Here is a 15,487-nt window from a genome sequence, read left to right on the forward strand (position 1 = left end):
TAGAGTGCCCGCATGGACGCCACGAGCTCCGCTCTTCGCCGGGCCCTGGCCCGCGCGCGTGACGGCAAGACACTGGACCGATCCGAGGCCACCACACTGCTGCAGGCCCGCGGGGCGCAGCTCGACGATCTGCTCGCCCACGCGGCCCGCATCCGGGACGCCGGTCTGGAGGCCGCCGGCCGCCCGGGCGTCATCACCTACAGCCGCAAGGTCTTCATCCCGCTGACCCGGCTCTGCCGGGACCGCTGCGGGTACTGCACGTTCGCGACCGTCCCGCACAAACTGGACTCGCCGTACCTCAGTCCGGACGAGGTGCTGGAGATCGCGCGGCGCGGTGCGGAGATGGGCTGCAAGGAGGCCCTGTTCACGCTCGGGGACCGTCCCGAGGACAGGTGGAAGCAGGCCCGCGAGTGGCTCGACGCGCACGGCTACGACGACACGCTGTCCTATGTGCGCGCGATGGCGATCCGGGTGCTGGAGGAGACCGGGCTGCTGCCGCACCTGAACCCGGGCGTGCTGACGTGGCGCGACTTCCAGCGGCTCAAGCCGGTCGCGCCGTCCATGGGCATGATGCTGGAGACGACGGCGACGCGGCTGTTCAGCGAGCGGGGCGGGCCGCACTTCGGCTCGCCGGACAAGGACCCGGCCGTCCGGCTGCGCGTCCTGGAGGACGCCGGCCGCACGAACGTGCCGTTCACGACGGGCATCCTGATCGGCATCGGCGAGACGGTCGAGGAGCGCGCGGACGCGATCTTCGAGATCCGGCGGACGATGCGGGAGTACGGGGCGATCCAGGAGGTGATCGTCCAGAACTTCCGCGCGAAGCCCGACACGAAGATGCGCGACACGCCCGACGCGGAGCTGGCGGAGCTGGCCGCGACGATCGCGGTGACCAGGCTCATCCTGGGGCCGAAGGCGCGCGTGCAGGCGCCGCCGAACCTGGTCGCCGACCAGTTCGCGCTGATGCTGCGGGCGGGGATCGACGACTGGGGCGGGGTCTCGCCGCTGACGCCCGACCACGTGAACCCGGAGCGGCCGTGGCCGCAGATCGACGAACTGGCCGAGCGGACCGCCGACGCCGGGTTCACGCTGCGGGAGCGGCTGACGATCTACCCCGAGTACGTGCGGCGGGGTGAGCCGTGGCTCGATCCGCGGCTCATCGGGCATGTCGCCGCTCTCGCCGACCCCGCGACCGGGCTGGCTCGGGAGGACGCGGTGCTGGAGGGACGCCCGTGGCAGGAGCCCGATGGCGGGTTCGAGGCGTCCGGGCGCACCGATCTGCACACGTCGATCGACACGACCGGGCGGACCAGCGACCGGCGGGACGACTTCGACGAGGTCTACGGGGACTGGGACGCGCTGAAGGAGCGCATGTCCGCGCCCCAGCGATTCGACGCCGACGTCAAGGCCGCTCTCGCGCGCGCGGAGCAGGACCCTGCCGGGCTGTCGGACGATGAGGCGCTCGCCCTTCTGCACGCCGACGGGCCCGAACTCGACGCGCTGGCCCGGCTGGCCGACGACCTGCGCCGGGATGCCGTCGGCGACGACGTGACGTACGTCGTCACGCGGAACATCAACTTCACCAACGTCTGCTACACCGGCTGCCGGTTCTGCGCGTTCGCGCAGCGGCGGACCGACGCCGACGCCTACACCCTGTCGCTGAGCCAGGTCGGGGACCGGGTGGACGAGGCGTGGGCGGCCGGCGCCACCGAGATCTGCATGCAGGGCGGCATCCACCCGGATCTGCCCGGGACTGCCTACTTCGACCTCGCGCGTGAGGTGAAGCGGCGCGCGCCTGACATCCACCTGCACTCGTACAGCCCGATGGAGGTCGTGAACGGCGCGTCCAGGACCGACCTGTCGATCCGGGAATGGTTGCAGGCCGCGAAGGAGGCCGGGGTCGACTCGCTCCCGGGGACGGCCGCCGAGATCCTGGACGACGACGTCCGGTGGGTGCTGACCAAGGGGAAGCTGCCCACCGACCAGTGGATCGAGGTCGTCACCACCGCGCATGAGGTGGGCATCCCGACGACGTCCACGATGATGTACGGGCACGTCGACACTCCGTCGCACTGGGTCGCGCACATCAAGCTGCTGAGGTCGATCCAGGAGCGGACGGGCGGGTTCAGCGAGTTCGTGCTGCTGCCGTTCGTCCACCACAACTCGCCCATCTATCTGGCGGGGCTGGCCCGGCCTGGGCCGACCGTCCGGGAGAACGTGGCCGTCCATGCCCTGGCGCGGATCCTGCTGCACGGCGCGATCCCCAACATCCAGACGTCGTGGGTGAAGCTGGGCGATGAGCTGTGCACGCGCGTCCTGCAAGGGGGCGTGAACGACCTGGGCGGCACGCTGATGGAGGAGACCATCAGCCGCATGGCCGGGTCGGAGAACGGGTCGTTCAAGCCCATCAGCGACCTGGAGGAGATCGCCCGGCGCGCGGGGCGTCCGGCGAGGCAGCGCACGACCCTGTACGGCGAGGTCCCGGCGGAGCGCCTGGAGGCGTCCCGGCGGACCGACGGAATCGGCCATTTCGGCCACCTCCCCCTGACCCCCCTCTCCCGTTGACCTGCGGCGTGTTGTTGTTATGGGAGCCCTCATAACAACAACACGCCGCAAGTGAACGCACGGTCCGGTATGACGGACGCGTGGACAAGGAACGGCGCGCGTGGTGGGGGCGTCCGGCGGTCTGGGCCGCCGGAGCGCTGCTGCTGTCGGGCGCCGGAGGCGGCGCGTGGGCGTCCGGCCTGTTCTCCGCACCGGCCTGCTCGGGCGCGCCGGTGCGGATCACCGTCACGGCGCAGCCGGAGATCGCGCCCGCGCTGAGCGATGTGGCGTCCCGCTTCAACGTGGAGAAGCACCGGGTGGGCGGGCGCTGCGTCCACGCGCGCGTCCGGCCGGTCGCGCCCGCCGCCTTCGAGTCGGGTGACGTGGACGCGTGGGTGCCGGAGTCGTCGCTGTGGCTGAGCATCGTCCGCGAGCGCGGGGACACGTCCGTCCCGCAGTTCGCCCAGTCGGTGGCCTCGACACCGGTCGTGCTGGCCACGACCCGTCCGGTGAAGGACGAGCTCACGGACGCCGACGTCGACATCAGCTGGAAGCTTCTGCGCAAGGCCGAGGCAGGCGGAATCCCCCTGGACCGGATCGCGGCCGACCCGAGCACAGGCATGACCGGCACCATCGCCATGCTCGCGGTCGAACAGGTCGACAAGGACGCCGGCGTGGCCGAAGCACTCCGCAAGGACGGCGGCTCAACGGCGACCTTGGCCGGACTGGTCGGCGCCGAACGGTTCAACCGTCCACTGGCGGTCACCACAGAGCAGGCAGTGGTCGCCTATAACGAAACCCACCGTCCGAACCCGGTCGTGAGCCTCATGCCGGACGAAGGCACGCTCATGCTCGACCACCCCTATGCCGTGACCACAAGAGACACGCGCCGACGTGACGCGGCAGAGGCGTTCCAAGCGGCACTGGGCACGCGCTCGGCCCGCGACATCCTGCAACGTGCGGGCTTCCGCACGCCCCGCGGCACCCTGGCCGCCGCGTACGCCCGCGAGTACGGCCTTCCGGAGAAGGCGCCGAAGTCGCTCAGGCTGCCGACCCGCAAGGAGATCGACGAGGCGCTCTCGTCCTGGAAGACCTGATCAGGGGGCACCGCGCAGGCAGCTCGGCCGCCGCTCGACCAGGGCGTCCGCCGACTTGCGCAGTTCGGCGAGGACCGCCTGCACCGACGGCCTCACCTCGGCGCCCACCCGCGTCCACAGGACCATGCGGCGGTCGACCGGGGCGTCGGCCACGTCCCGGACGACGATGCCCTCCTCCCGCTCGGCGAGCGCCAGGTCGGGGATCAGGCACACCGCCCCGCCGGACGCGACCATCGCGAAGATGATCAGCAGGTCGTTCGACCGGTAGCGGACATCGGGCCGGAACCCGCCCAGCTCCACGCACGTCCGCTCCAGCAGATCGGCGTGGTTCGTCCCGACATGCCCGGTCACCCACGGCGACTCCGCCAGATCGGCCAGCCGCACCGGAGCGCCGCTGAGCGCCAGCGGGTGGTTCTCCGGCAGCGCGACCCGCATCATCTCCGTGACGAGCACCTCGGACGTCAGCTCGGGCCTGCGGGGGCGCGGCAGATGCGAGTACTCGTCCGTCAGCACCACATCGATCTCCTGCAGCACCAGCGCCTGCAGGACCCGGTGGAACTCCTCGTCCAGGACGTCGACGACCAGGTCCGGATACTGGCCGGCCAGCCTCGGCAGCGCGGGCGCCAGCACATGCAGCAACGCCGTCTGGAACCCGACGAGCCGCACGACCCCGGCGACCCGCCCGCTCGCCGCGACCGTCGCCTCCTCGGCCCGCTTGGCCCCCGCCAGCAGCGTCTCGGCGTGCTCGGCGAGCACCTCCCCCGCCGTGGTCAGCCGCAGCCGCCGCCCGACCCGCTCCACCACCGGGACGCCGACGTCCTTCTGCAACTGGGCGAGCTGCTGCGACACCGCGGACGGCGTGTAACCGAGGGCGTCGGCCACGGCGCCGAGCGTCCCGCGCAGCTTGAGTTCGCGGAGCACCCGCAATCGTCCGAGATCCAACATCGTGAAGTGATTCTTACACAATCCCTCCAGGAACGGTCGCTGGACCTGAACGTTGGACGGAGTCAAACTGTAGGTGCGACGGAAAGAGGCGGACACCCCGGCTCCACCGATCGCCCCGCGCGGGAACGCCCCTCAGCGATCCCAAAGGAGCAAGACCATGCTGTACGTGCTCGGCATCATCATCGCCCTCGCCGTCCTCGGCCCCCTGTTCGGCGCCGACAGCCGGGACGGCCTCGACTGGACCCCGAACAACTTCTGGCTGCGCCGCCGCACGGCCGTCGACCCGGTCAGAACGACCGGTAGTCCCGCACGGCCAAACGGGGGCCGCGCCTCGGCGGGCGCCTCCCGGACGATTCCAGCAGCCGGGTGACCCGGTACCGATGACCGGCGTAGGGCTCCAGCAGTTCCAGCATCCCGGCGTCGTCGACCTTGCGGCCCGCCAGCGCCCAGCCGACCAGGCCGGGCAGGTTGTAGTCGCCCACGGAGACGGCGTCGGGATCGCCGACCGCCCGCTGCCGGATCTCGGCCGCCGTCCAGACCCCGATGCCCGGCAGCGACCTGAGCCGCGCCTCCCCGGCGTCCTCCTCCAGCCGCTGCGCGACCCGCGCGGCCCCGATGATCGTCCTCGCGCGGACGGCCTCCAGCCCGGACCGGTGCCACTCCCACGAGGGAATCCGGACCCAGACCCCCGGCGGCGGCGGAACCCGCATGTGCGGCGCCCCCGGCGCGGGCTCCCCGAACCGCCGCAGTAGGTACCCCCACCCGCGCCAGGCCTCCTGCGCGAGCACCTTCTGCTCCATGACGGCCGGCACGAGCGCCTCGAAGACCCGCCGCGACTTCCCGATCCGCAGCCCCTCACGCCGGCGCGCCTGCTCCCGGACGACGTCATGCCGCGCGACGAACCCGTCCGGCTCATCGTCGACGCCGAGCAGCTCGGGCACCCCGTCCAGCAGCCAGTCGGCTCCGGGGCCCCAAGCCGTGGCCTGGACAACGTCTCCGACCCGCCAAAGCCGCAACGTCCCAGGCCCCTCAGGCGTGTAGGACGCGCGCCAAACAGACCCGTCCCGCTCGACCCGGAACGCGGGATCATGCGGCCCGCGTTGATGCGGCGAGACCGTCCCGTGAAGATCGAGCGGCCACGGCGGCCGCCACTCCCGAACCCGGCCGGGGAGACGCCCAGCGGTCTTCTCCCCGGCCGCACGGGCGGATGGCGTACCGGACGGCACGAGAGCCACCGACCACCCACCGTCCACTCGACCGTCCGCACTGCGCGCTGCCGCGCCCCAGTGTGCCACCACCGGGCAAACTGGACGCATGAGCGGCAAAGAAGTCCTGCTCTTCGTGTTCAGCCTGCCGGTCCCCTCCTCGGTCTTCATCTACTTCCACACCCGGCGCAGCGAAAAAGAGAAGCAGAAGGCCGGGAGGCGGCCCACGACGCCTTCGTCAACGCACTCCCCTACTACCGCCGCGCCGAACTCCACTACATCCGGCAACGCCTCGAACACCCCGGCACCCAGGCCGCCCGCGACGCGCACTCGGCATCTTTCCGCGCGCGCTCGGCCGCCCAGAGCGAGGTGTACCGAGTACGGATGGAGTACACCGATCCGCGCATCCTGATGCTGGTGGAGCGGGCGTTCGAACTCACCGGCCAGATCCACTACGCGGAAACGCCGGAACAGGCCGCCCAGGACGCGGCCGAATCAATCCAGGCGCTCCGCGACTTCACCGCAGGATGTGCCATCCCTTGAGCGCAGCGGCGCCTCGCTCGCCCAAGGGCACGGACCTTGGCGTGGTGCCGGTTGAACAACTTCTTGCGTTTCCCCAGCCTGCGATGCCTCTTGCGCTTGTAGGGAGTACCGACCGCGCCGCCCGCTCCGGCATACCCCTTGTCGGCGTAGCAGGCGATCGCCCGGGCCGTCAGGGCATCGATGATGCCGTGCTCGCGGGCGGCGGTCAGATCATGAGTGGACCCCGGCAGGCCGGCGTGCCCAGATCAGCTCGCCGTGCGGATCGGTGAGGAACTGGACGTTCACGCCATGGCGGCGGTGTTTGCCCGAGTAGTGGAGCCGGTCGGCTGCGAACGCCGCCGCCGGGCGGGCGAAGGTCTCGTTGCGGCGCAGGTGCACCAGAACCAGCGGCGCCTGGTGGCCCGGCGGCAACCGCCGCCACCGTGACCCGACCCGGTACCGATGCCCGCGGATCAGATCGGCCACGAACGTGCGGGCCGAGCGAGACAGATCGAGGGCAGCGCCATAGAACAGCATCGGAGCTCTAGGGGGTCAAGATCGTCGCAAATCTCGATCTACCAGGAGCTCTCTCCTTGTCGCTCACGGCGCGCGGGACGCAACCGGCCAGTGACCTGCGGACTCAGGTTGGAATGGCCTCCCTGACCGCACATCGGCGGGTTGCGATGAACGCAATGAAGTAGAGCATGACTGCCCAACGCAGGGCCCCGCTGCTCGTCCGGGGTGTGGTCATGCGGCCTGGAGCCAGGGTGGTGGGCGGCCGGGTTCGGGAAGGGTTCTGATCCCGGGTGGGTGGAGGCGGTAGGCGTAGCGGCCGTCCGGGGCTCTGGTGATGTGGAGCCGGTCCGGGTGGGTGTGTTTGTAGCGGTTGTGCCAGCCGCAGGTGAGGGCGAGCTGGTCGATGTTCGTGGGGCTTCGCCCCAGGGCCCAGCCGTGGACGTGGTCGACCTCGCATAGCGTCCCGGGCACCTCGCACCCCTGCACCGCGCACGTGGAGTACAGCGTCTCCAGGACCTGGCGTTGCGCGCCGGTGGCGAATCGGACCCGGTGCCCGAGGTACAGCGGGGTGTGCCCTCGCCCGAGCAGCAGCGGTGACACTCCGGCTGCCAGTGCGATGCGGCGGGCCTGCTCGGCGGGGATGGATGTCCCGTCGGCCAACCGCGCGGGTGCGGTGCCGCCGGTGAGGGTGTCCAGGTCGCAGATGACGGTGACCTTGGTGGCCTTGTGCCCGCCCGACAGGACTGAGGTGAGCGCGGCCGCCGTCCGTTCGGACAGGTCGCGGTGGTCGTCGGTCCCGGCGGGTTTGGCCAGCGGGGCCAGGGTGCCGTCCCAGATGGCGGCGTCTTCGGCGTTGAGCCAGCCCTTGATGTAGCGGCCGCCGTCCAGGGAACGGGTCGAGTCGATCCACGACCGTTCGTACCCCCGCGCCGCCTCGTCCGGGGGCTGTTCGGTGCCGTCGCGGTCGGCGATCACCTCGCGGATCCGCTTGCCGAAGGAGGCGACCTTCCCGGCGGAGAAGCCCTGGTCGACCATGCCCAGCAGAATGCCCTCGGCCTTGCCGCAGTCATCGTCGTCGAGGCGGGTGACCGCTTCGGCGATGGTGGCGGCGTATCCGGCCGACAGTTCACCGGCCGCCCACCGCTGCGAGACCTCCGCCAGGCGGTGCCGTTGGCGGGCCATGGTCAGCCGCTCTTTGGCGCGGGTCTCGCGCATGCCCAGGCGGGACCGCAGCCAAGAGCGGGTGGAGGGGAAGCCCCACCGCTGCACCTCCCGCGCACCGTCCACCACGCCGATGAATCCGGCGAGGGCGGCCTCGTGCAGGTCGGTGGCGGTGGCGAGGGTCTCGGTGAGTTCCATGCACGCCGCCGCCGATTCGGGGGCGGCACGGGAGGCGAGTTCGGCGGCGATCGCCGATGCCGCGTTCACCAATTCCATGGTGGACGCGGCATCGAGGTCGACCGCGATTGAACCCATACCCTTATAATATCCGACCGAACGCCACCCCATCCATTCCGAACCGAAATTCGATCCATGATTCTTTAGCTTCCCGCAAAAGGCCCATTTCGGGCATTCCATTTGCCGGTGCGGGCTTGCGCGTGTTGCGTGCGTTGTTTGTTTCTTGGAGGGGTGGGGGCGGCGCGTCGGGCAGAGGGCAGGCGGAGCCTGCCCGATGAAAGCTGCACTCAGGGGCCGCAGAGGCTCCGAAGTCAAGGGTGGCCGAAGGCCATCGCGAAGCGACGCCGAAGGCGCCCTTGACTTTGGAGGGGCGGCCCCGTACGCAGCGCCGCCCCCACCACAATTCCACGAACGCAGAACAGGCCATGCGGATTATTCGGCAACGCCTCGAACGCTCCCGCACCAGGCCGTGCTCAGCGGGGATCAGGACGCTCGGCAAGACTCAGAGGTCGTATGCACCCTGCTTGATCTGCGACACCAAGACCGCCCACGCATCCCGCTCTATGGCCAGGACGCCACCGTCCGGGTTCTTGGAGTCTCGGACAAGGCGCTGAGAGCCGAAGGTACCCGCCTCGACGCAGCCGTTTCCACCATTGCTGTAGCTGCTCTTGCGAAAGACGACCCGCCCAATATCAACCCTGGCCATCTTCCTCCTCCTTGCGATCATTGCTTTGCCAGACGGTCGAGCATGACCCGTGAGTCCTCTGGGCTCAGAGCCATCGCCTGCATCTGCTCGAACGCCAGGGAGTAGGTGAGCACCTCCTCATCGCTTTCAATGTACAGAGCGCTCGTCATGTTCTCGACATACACGACGTCTGGGGTGAATCTCTCGGGGAAGCCCATGATGGTGAACGTGCCCACCGCGCCAGGGTGAGCACCGGCAGCAACGGGCATGACCTGGAACATCACGTTCGGAAGAGCCGCCAGCTCGACGATGCGGCGGTACTGGTCCCGCATGATGTCGGGGTCGCCGATGACCCAGCTGAGCGTCGCCTCGTCCAAGATCGCCCAAAGACGGGCCGGCTCATCGCGTTCGAGCCATGCCTTCTGACGCTCCATGCGGGCGGCGACGCGGCGTTCGATGCCTTGCGGTGAGGCGAACCGCTTCAGGGTGGATTTGATCACCTGCTCCGCGTATGCCTCGGTCTGCACCAGGCCGGGCAGCAAGCCCAAGGTGTAAGTGCTGAGCCACTCGGCCTCAGCCTCAAGGCCCATGTATGTGGCGTAGTCGGCAGGCAGGCTTTTGGCATAGGCGTCCCACCAGCCGCGCTGCCTCGCCGTCCTGGAGAAGCTGACGAGCGCGTCGAAGCGCGCTCCCGTCACCCCATAGAGGGTCAAGAGATCCTGCACCTCGGCTGCGCTCACGCGACGGAGGGCGTTCTCGACCCGCGACAACTTCGCCTTGTTCCAGCCGAGCCGGTCGGCGGCCTCCTCAAGGGTGAGGGAGGTCGATGCCTCGCGCAGCCTCTTCAACTCACTGGCGAGGCGGCGCTCTCGGACTGTCGGAGGTCTGGGCGTCATGCAGTCGATCGTGATCGCTCCGTAGCCCCCTCGTGCGCGTGGCGGCTGCCCGGGGACGACAGCGGACCCGCGACGGCACGGCGGCTCGTCCGGAACACCATGACCGAACTGCGGCTCGACCCAGACGTGATCGAGGACGGCGAACTCGCCGTGTCCGAGACCGCCACCAACGCACTACGACACGCCAGATGCCCGCGAAGCGACCAGCCGCCCACCCCACCCGAACTGTGGATCTGGGCCCGGACCGTCCCCTCCCCTCAACTCATCGTCTCGGTCTTCGACGGCGCCCGCACGTCCACGCCGCACACCTCCGGGGCCGGGCTGCTGGACGAACACGGCAAGGGCCTCGAACTCGTCCGCCAAGTGACCGCCGCCTGGGGCACCAACCCCACCCGCTCCCGCATCGACCCCGCGTCCGTCCCCGGCAAGACGGTCTGGTTCGCCCTCCCGCTCCCCCACGACTGGCCCGGACTGCACTACCGCATCCACCCCGAAACCGCCGCACACCACCTGCTCCTCAACCTCAACCACCGCGGCTTCCAAGGCACACGCACCACCACCGAAGACGGCCTCTCCGTCCTCCTCCTCCCCACCCTCAACGTCTGGGTCCACCGCCGCACCTTCTGCTGGTGGTCCACCCCCCACCGCTACCTCCGCCGCCCCCTCATCGACCTCCAAGAAACCACCGAACTCCTCATCCACCACCTCGAAACCACCCCCGCCTGCTCCCCCACCCCGCGCTGAGGTCACCGGAACTCGGGCCGTTACGGGAACGTCCATGGGATCTTTGAGAAGCGGGCGGAGCACAGGGTTGGGAGCTGTTGGTGGACGCGACGTCGAGCACACACGTCGTCGAAATGCGGCCCGGCGTCGTGATCAAGCGGTACCGCTCGCGCAGCAACGACGAACCTCAACGCGAGTGGCGGGCACTGACCCTGCTCCATGAACACGCTCCAGGCATCGCACCCGCACCGATCAGCGCCGACCTGGATGCGAAGCCGCCGACCGTGGTGATGTCCCGCCTGAACGGCACTCACCTGAAGTGTGGGCCTGTTGCGGAGTTGGCCGCGGCCGTGGCCAGCGCGGTCGCGCGCGTCCAGGAGGCGATCCCCGTGCACACGTTGGCGGATTTGCCTCCCCGTGCGGGGCATCCGCTCGAACTCCTGCACCAGGTTCGGACGTGGTGCGCGGCAGCTCAACGTCCCGCCAACGACCCGACCGTGACCGACGCGCTCCGCGGGGCGGACGCCTGGCTCAGGCAGCCCGCGCTGGACGCCATGCTCGGACGTCCGATACGGCCGGTGTTCGGCACCGGCGACGGAAACCTGGCCAACTTCCTCTGGGACGGCACCGAAGTCCGCCTCGTGGACTTCGAGTACTCCGGCCGTAGCGATCGTCCCTACGAGCTGGCCGAACTGGCCGAGCACATCTCGGTGCAGACGGCGAGCGGGCCCGGCATGGAGTACGTCCTGGAACGCTTCGACCTGGACTCAGCGGAAGTCGATAAGCTCAAGAACTGCCGGCGCCTTCTCGCCGCGTTCTGGCTGCTGAGGACCATGGACAGCGACAGGGGCGATCCGCGGATTCGCGCGGAAGTCCTGGCGGGCCAGGCGACCCGGCTGCTGACGTTGCTCGACCAGCGAGATCCGTGACCGTCAGAAGTCGATCGCGGCCGCCACAGGCAGGTGGTCGCTGCCGGTGGCGGGCAGCGTCCACGAATTCACCGGCTCGACGCCTTTGACCAAGATCTGATCGATGCGCGCCACCGGGAACGTCGCCGGCCAGGTGAAGCCGAAGCCGCCGCCGGCCGTCTCCTGGGTCGAGCGCATCTGCGAGGTGAGGCCGGCGAACGCGCGGTCGTCCATGGTCCCGTTCAGGTCGCCGAGCAGTACCACCCGCTTTTCATGCTCGGCAGCGATGGCCTTGCCCAGCGCCTGCGCATTCCTGTCACGGTGGACCGTCCAAAAGCCCGCCCTGGGATTCACACGTGCAGACCCCAGATGGGCCACGTACACCGCCAGCGGCCCGTGGTCGGTGGTCACCGTGGCACGCAGCGCGCGGGCGTAGCTCGCCTTGACGTCCGCCGGCTTGGTGGCCGCCAGCGGGCCGTAGTCCGTCTGGATGTCGACCGGCCGGACGTCCGACAGCGGAAGCCTGCTCCACAGCCCGACCGTGCCCAGCACCGCGTGGTGCGGGTAAGCCTCCGCCAACTCCTTTTCATATGTGCCCTGGGCCTGCTGGGTCAGCTCTTCCAGTGCCAGCACGTCCGCGCCGGACGCGGCCAGGGCGCGCGCGGTGCCGGACGGGTCGGGGTTGTCGGCACGTACGTTGTGACTGGCCACGGTGAGATCGCCGCCCGAGCCGGACTTGTCGCCGAGCAGCCCACCGAAGCCGAGCAGCCCACCGAAAAGGTGCAGCCACACCACGACCGGCACCAGCAGCGCGGCGACGGCAGAGGCGGAGCGGCGCCACAGCGCCCCGGCCAGCAGAGCCGGGACGAGCAGGCCGAACCACGGCAGGAACGTCTCCACGAGGCTGCCGAGGTTGCCGATCCGGTTCGGGATGTTCGCGTGCAGCAGCATGAACGAGCCGAGCAGCAGCGCCAGCGCCGCAAGGACCCGGCCACGCTTCCAGGGCCCCGGCCGCGCGGCGACCCGAATCACCCGGCGGACGCCCCCACGCCAGCCCCCACGCCAGCCCCCAGCGCCGGCTCGCCCGGTCTCCACCGCGTCCGAGGCGTCCACCGCGTCCGACGCGTCCACCGCGTCCGAGGGCGCCATCGTCGTCTGAGTTCGTTCGCTACCGGTCACTGATGCATCCTCGGGTCTTGAGTGGGGTCGGCGTACATGTGCGGGCAACCACGATCGATCGCTTTGGGGCGCAGTTCGTAGTGCCAAGGCTCGTTCTTGTAGATCTGACACAACCCGTACACGGCACCATGCCCGGACAGCCACGACGCCGCATCGGGGTGCCCGATGTCGACCGCATCCCCTGATACGTGAGAGGACGTGGCCGCGGTGGCCACCCATCGGGCGGCCTCCTCCTCAGACCCGTACTTGGAGACCGCGTCGCGGAGAAGCCGGTTCTGGTACTCCGTGGAACGCCAACCACTGTTGACGTAGAACGTGACGCCATCGTCCGCGGCGTCCGTCGCAGCCTGGCGCAACGCTCCGAGCAGTTCCGGATCGAGGTTGGTGACAGCCGGGAACCGGTCGTCGAAGACCGTCACCCCATCGGGGACGACACCGTCCGCCTTGCCGATGCGCTCCTTGCGCGGAGCCTTCGAGGGCGGCGCGGCAAGGAAGGACGAGGGTGGCGCAGGCGAGGCGGACCCAACAGGTGGTGACGGCGAGGAACTGTTCCGCGGCTGATGGACGAGGGCCGCGATGATCGCCGCGATGACGCCGATCAGGCCTACGACGAGGAGCAGGCGGATCCGGCGGGTGGTCGTCCGTGCCGACGGCGGGGTTCGGGTCATACCGCCAGTCAAGGGAGCGGGGTGTTGCCGGCGCGTATGCGGTTTTCGATACGCCGACGATATGCCGCGGCTCGTAGCTTGAGAGGATGCGTGTGCTGATAGTCGAGGACGAGCCCTATATGGCGGAGGCCATCCGCGACGGACTCCGCCTGGAAGCGATCGCCGCCGACATCGCGGGGGACGGCGACACCGCGCTGGAACTGCTGAGCGTGAACGCCTACGACATCGCGATTCTCGACCGCGACATCCCCGGACCGTCCGGTGACGAGATCGCCGAACGCATCGTCGCCTCCGGCAGCGGCATGCCGATCATCATGCTCACGGCGGCCGACCGTCTGGACGACAAGGCGTCCGGCTTCGAGCTCGGCGCCGACGACTACCTGACGAAGCCCTTCGAGTTGCAGGAACTCGCGCTCAGGCTCAGGGCCCTCGACCGCAGGCGCGCCCACAGCAGGCCCCCCGTGCGGGAGATCGCGGGCCTGCGGCTGGACCCGTTCCGCAGGGAGGTCTACCGGGACGGCCGCTACGTCGCGCTGACCAGGAAGCAGTTCGCCGTCCTCGAAGTCCTCGTCGCGGCCGAAGGCGGAGTCGTCAGCGCGGAGGAACTCCTGGAACGGGCATGGGACGAGAACGCCGACCCGTTCACCAACGCCGTCCGCATCACCGTCTCGGCACTGCGCAAGCGTCTCGGCGAACCCTGGATCATCGCCACCGTGCCGGGCGTCGGCTACCGCATCGACACACCGCCCGGCACCGGACGTGGAGGAGCCGAGCGTGAATAGGGCGCCGGGTACGAGCGTCCGCCTCAAGCTCACCCTCAGCTACGCCGGGTTCCTCATGCTCGCGGGTGCCCTGATACTCACGGCCGTGGGGTTCTACTTCCTGTGGGGCCTGCCCAACGGCGCGATCTACTCCAACGGTCAGCTCTTCATCAACCGCCGCCTCATCCTGCGTTCGTTCGTTCCGGTCGTGGTCAGCGTGCTGGCGTTCCTGCTGGTCTTCGGTCTCCTGGGCGGCTGGATCCTCGCCGACCGCATGCTCGCCCCCCTGTCCCGTATCACGGACGCCACACGCATGGCCTCGACCGGAGCGCTCTCCCAACGGATCATGCTGCCGGGACGCAGGGACGAGTTCCGCGAACTCGCCGACGCCTTCGACATGATGCTCGCGCGACTCGAGGCGCACGTCGCCGCACAGCAGAGATTCGCAGCCGAACAGCAGAGGTTCGCGGCCAACGCCTCGCACGAGCTGCGCACACCGCTGGCCATTTCGAAAACGCTTCTGGACGTGGCCCGCACCGATCCGGCACGCGACACCGACGAGATCATCGAACGCCTCCACACCGTCAACACCCGGGCGATCGACCTCACCGAGGCACTGCTCCTCCTCAGCCGCGCCAGCCAGCGGTCGTTCACCCGCGAGAACGTCGACCTGTCGCTGCTCGCGGAGGAAGCCACGGAGACGCTCCTGCCCCTGGCGGAAAAGCACGACGTCACCATCGAATCCTCCGGCGACATCGCCCCCGTCATCGGCTCACACGCGCTCCTCCTGCAACTGACCACGAACCTCGTGCACAACGCGATCGTCCACAACCTGCCCGGTCAAGGCACCGTGTGGGTAAAGACGAGCGTCCGTCCCACGTCCGTCGTCCTGACCGTCGAGAACACGGGCGAGAAGGTCACCCCTCACCTCGCCGCGACGCTCACGGAACCATTCCAGCGCGGCACCGAACGCATGCACACCGACCAAGCGGGCGTCGGCTTGGGCCTGGCGATCGTCAAAACAATCACCCACGCCCACGACGGCACCCTGACCCTCACCCCCCGCCCAACCGGCGGCCTCCACATCACCGCAGAACTCCCCACAGCATCCCCGCACACCGGGCTGCGGCCCGCTCAGGTCATGAGGTCCTGATCGGCGCGCCGGCGACATTCACTGCCCCAACGCTTTCACGAGTCGATTCCGAGGTTTCGCGGAACACTGCGCACCCACTCTCTCTGCGCAGGGTCGGCCGAAGCCGCAACACGCTCGAGAATCTCAGCGAATTCTCGACGTTCAGCTTCGCTCATCTGATCGAGCTCGAATCCCACGTTCTCCAAGGCACTCACCGCGGCATGAGAATCCATCCCGAACTTCGCTGCATCCTCAAGCATCGCCACGACAGAGAGGAGTGCCTTCAAGAGATATTCTTCCACCACGGC

General features: G+C 69.3%; 16 protein-coding genes and 1 pseudogene. 7 read left to right on the top strand and 10 right to left on the bottom strand.

Translation table 11 applies throughout. The features are described 5' to 3' along the window. The first annotated feature begins 12 nt into the window (after positions 1 to 12). Together ABFX46_RS03925 and ABFX46_RS03930 are read left to right on the top strand one after the other, a co-directional pair. Positions 13 to 2,565 carry a bifunctional FO biosynthesis protein CofGH gene (locus ABFX46_RS03925; RefSeq protein ID WP_346039934.1) on the top strand — a complete coding sequence of 851 codons (2,553 nt, stop codon included), beginning with the start codon at positions 13 to 15 and terminating at the stop codon, positions 2,563 to 2,565. Between the two features lie 80 nt (positions 2,566 to 2,645). After that, positions 2,646 to 3,641: a substrate-binding domain-containing protein gene (locus tag ABFX46_RS03930; RefSeq protein ID WP_346039935.1), complete on the top strand. Its 996-nt coding sequence runs from the start codon at positions 2,646 to 2,648 to the stop codon at positions 3,639 to 3,641. On the opposite strand, the gene ABFX46_RS03935 is transcribed toward ABFX46_RS03930, so the two are convergent. Then, a complete protein-coding gene (locus tag ABFX46_RS03935; RefSeq protein ID WP_346039936.1) occupies positions 3,642 to 4,562 on the bottom strand; it encodes a LysR family transcriptional regulator in 921 nt (306 codons plus the stop codon). A 311-nt stretch (positions 4,563 to 4,873) separates the two neighbouring features. Continuing rightward, entirely contained in the window at positions 4,874 to 5,602 is a 729-nt protein-coding gene (locus ABFX46_RS03940) for a DNA-3-methyladenine glycosylase family protein (protein ID WP_346039937.1), read from the bottom strand. A 573-nt stretch (positions 5,603 to 6,175) separates the two neighbouring features. Here ABFX46_RS03940 and ABFX46_RS03945 point away from each other — a divergent pair. Continuing rightward, positions 6,176 to 6,334, top strand: a complete 159-nt coding sequence (locus tag ABFX46_RS03945; RefSeq protein WP_346039938.1) for a hypothetical protein — start codon at positions 6,176 to 6,178, stop codon at positions 6,332 to 6,334. Between the two features lie 86 nt (positions 6,335 to 6,420). Here ABFX46_RS03945 and ABFX46_RS43405 read toward each other — a convergent pair. The 5 genes and pseudogenes from ABFX46_RS43405 to ABFX46_RS03965 form a co-directional block, all read right to left on the bottom strand. Beyond that, positions 6,421 to 6,564: pseudogene (locus tag ABFX46_RS43405) on the bottom strand (IS5/IS1182 family transposase); the annotation flags it as partial. Then, on the bottom strand, positions 6,545 to 6,850 hold the full coding sequence (locus tag ABFX46_RS03950) for a hypothetical protein (protein ID WP_346039939.1): 306 nt from the start codon (positions 6,848 to 6,850) through the stop codon (positions 6,545 to 6,547). The pseudogene ABFX46_RS43405 and the gene ABFX46_RS03950, both read right to left, overlap by 20 nt. Before the next feature lie 210 nt (positions 6,851 to 7,060). Beyond that, positions 7,061 to 8,305 (bottom strand): HNH endonuclease signature motif containing protein, encoded by a 1,245-nt coding sequence (locus tag ABFX46_RS03955; protein WP_346039940.1) that lies wholly within the window; start codon positions 8,303 to 8,305, stop codon positions 7,061 to 7,063. Between the two features lie 424 nt (positions 8,306 to 8,729). Beyond that, positions 8,730 to 8,933 (bottom strand): DUF397 domain-containing protein, encoded by a 204-nt coding sequence (locus ABFX46_RS03960; protein ID WP_346039941.1) that lies wholly within the window; start codon positions 8,931 to 8,933, stop codon positions 8,730 to 8,732. A gap of 17 nt (positions 8,934 to 8,950) precedes the next feature. Next, the gene (locus ABFX46_RS03965; protein WP_346039942.1) at positions 8,951 to 9,808 is read right to left on the bottom strand and encodes a helix-turn-helix domain-containing protein; all 858 of its coding nucleotides are present in this window, start codon (positions 9,806 to 9,808) and stop codon (positions 8,951 to 8,953) included. A gap of 45 nt (positions 9,809 to 9,853) precedes the next feature. On the opposite strand from ABFX46_RS03965, the gene ABFX46_RS03970 reads away from it, so the two are divergent. Further along, positions 9,854 to 10,552, top strand: coding sequence for an ATP-binding protein (locus tag ABFX46_RS03970; protein WP_346039996.1), 699 nt, complete (start codon positions 9,854 to 9,856; stop codon positions 10,550 to 10,552). A gap of 80 nt (positions 10,553 to 10,632) precedes the next feature. Beyond that, on the top strand, positions 10,633 to 11,460 hold the full coding sequence (locus ABFX46_RS03975; protein WP_346039943.1) for a phosphotransferase family protein: 828 nt from the start codon (positions 10,633 to 10,635) through the stop codon (positions 11,458 to 11,460). 3 nt (positions 11,461 to 11,463) lie between these two features. On the opposite strand, the gene ABFX46_RS03980 is transcribed toward ABFX46_RS03975, so the two are convergent. Both ABFX46_RS03980 and ABFX46_RS03985 read right to left on the bottom strand, forming a co-directional pair. Beyond that, entirely contained in the window at positions 11,464 to 12,618 is a 1,155-nt protein-coding gene (locus ABFX46_RS03980) for an endonuclease/exonuclease/phosphatase family protein (RefSeq protein WP_346039944.1), read from the bottom strand. Further along, a complete protein-coding gene (locus ABFX46_RS03985) occupies positions 12,615 to 13,286 on the bottom strand; it encodes a M15 family metallopeptidase (protein ID WP_346039945.1) in 672 nt (223 codons plus the stop codon). Before ABFX46_RS03985 ends, ABFX46_RS03980 begins: the two co-directional genes overlap by 4 nt. An 86-nt stretch (positions 13,287 to 13,372) precedes the next feature. Here ABFX46_RS03985 and ABFX46_RS03990 point away from each other — a divergent pair, with 86 nt between their 5' ends. After that, complete coding sequence (locus ABFX46_RS03990; RefSeq protein ID WP_346039946.1) at positions 13,373 to 14,068, top strand: response regulator transcription factor; 696 nt, start codon at positions 13,373 to 13,375, stop codon at positions 14,066 to 14,068. A gap of 55 nt (positions 14,069 to 14,123) precedes the next feature. Next, positions 14,124 to 15,200 (top strand): sensor histidine kinase, encoded by a 1,077-nt coding sequence (locus tag ABFX46_RS03995; protein WP_346039947.1) that lies wholly within the window; start codon positions 14,124 to 14,126, stop codon positions 15,198 to 15,200. Between the two features lie 35 nt (positions 15,201 to 15,235). Here the strand turns inward: ABFX46_RS03995 and ABFX46_RS04000 are convergent, their stop codons facing one another. Further along, entirely contained in the window at positions 15,236 to 15,481 is a 246-nt protein-coding gene (locus ABFX46_RS04000; protein WP_346039948.1) for a hypothetical protein, read from the bottom strand. Positions 15,482 to 15,487 lie beyond the last annotated feature (6 nt).

The organism is Actinomadura chokoriensis (genome assembly GCF_039529475.1).
Taxonomy (GTDB): domain Bacteria; phylum Actinomycetota; class Actinomycetes; order Streptosporangiales; family Streptosporangiaceae; genus Spirillospora; species Spirillospora bangladeshensis.

What these genes read in the sequence shown, in the direction of transcription:
- ABFX46_RS03955 (WP_346039940.1), bottom strand. Translation starts at nt 8,305, where the DNA reads ATGGGTTCAATCGCGGTCGACCTCGATGCCGCGTCCACCATGGAATTG.
- ABFX46_RS03950 (WP_346039939.1), bottom strand. Translation starts at nt 6,850, where the DNA reads ATGCTGTTCTATGGCGCTGCCCTCGATCTGTCTCGCTCGGCCCGCACG.
- ABFX46_RS03995 (WP_346039947.1), top strand. Translation starts at nt 14,124, where the DNA reads ATGCTCGCGGGTGCCCTGATACTCACGGCCGTGGGGTTCTACTTCCTG.
- ABFX46_RS03985 (WP_346039945.1), bottom strand. Translation starts at nt 13,286, where the DNA reads ATGACCCGAACCCCGCCGTCGGCACGGACGACCACCCGCCGGATCCGC.
- ABFX46_RS03945 (WP_346039938.1), top strand. Translation starts at nt 6,176, where the DNA reads ATGGAGTACACCGATCCGCGCATCCTGATGCTGGTGGAGCGGGCGTTC.
- ABFX46_RS03965 (WP_346039942.1), bottom strand. Translation starts at nt 9,808, where the DNA reads ATGACGCCCAGACCTCCGACAGTCCGAGAGCGCCGCCTCGCCAGTGAG.
- ABFX46_RS03960 (WP_346039941.1), bottom strand. Translation starts at nt 8,933, where the DNA reads ATGGCCAGGGTTGATATTGGGCGGGTCGTCTTTCGCAAGAGCAGCTAC.
- ABFX46_RS03990 (WP_346039946.1), top strand. Translation starts at nt 13,373, where the DNA reads ATGCGTGTGCTGATAGTCGAGGACGAGCCCTATATGGCGGAGGCCATC.
- ABFX46_RS03925 (WP_346039934.1), top strand. Translation starts at nt 13, where the DNA reads ATGGACGCCACGAGCTCCGCTCTTCGCCGGGCCCTGGCCCGCGCGCGT.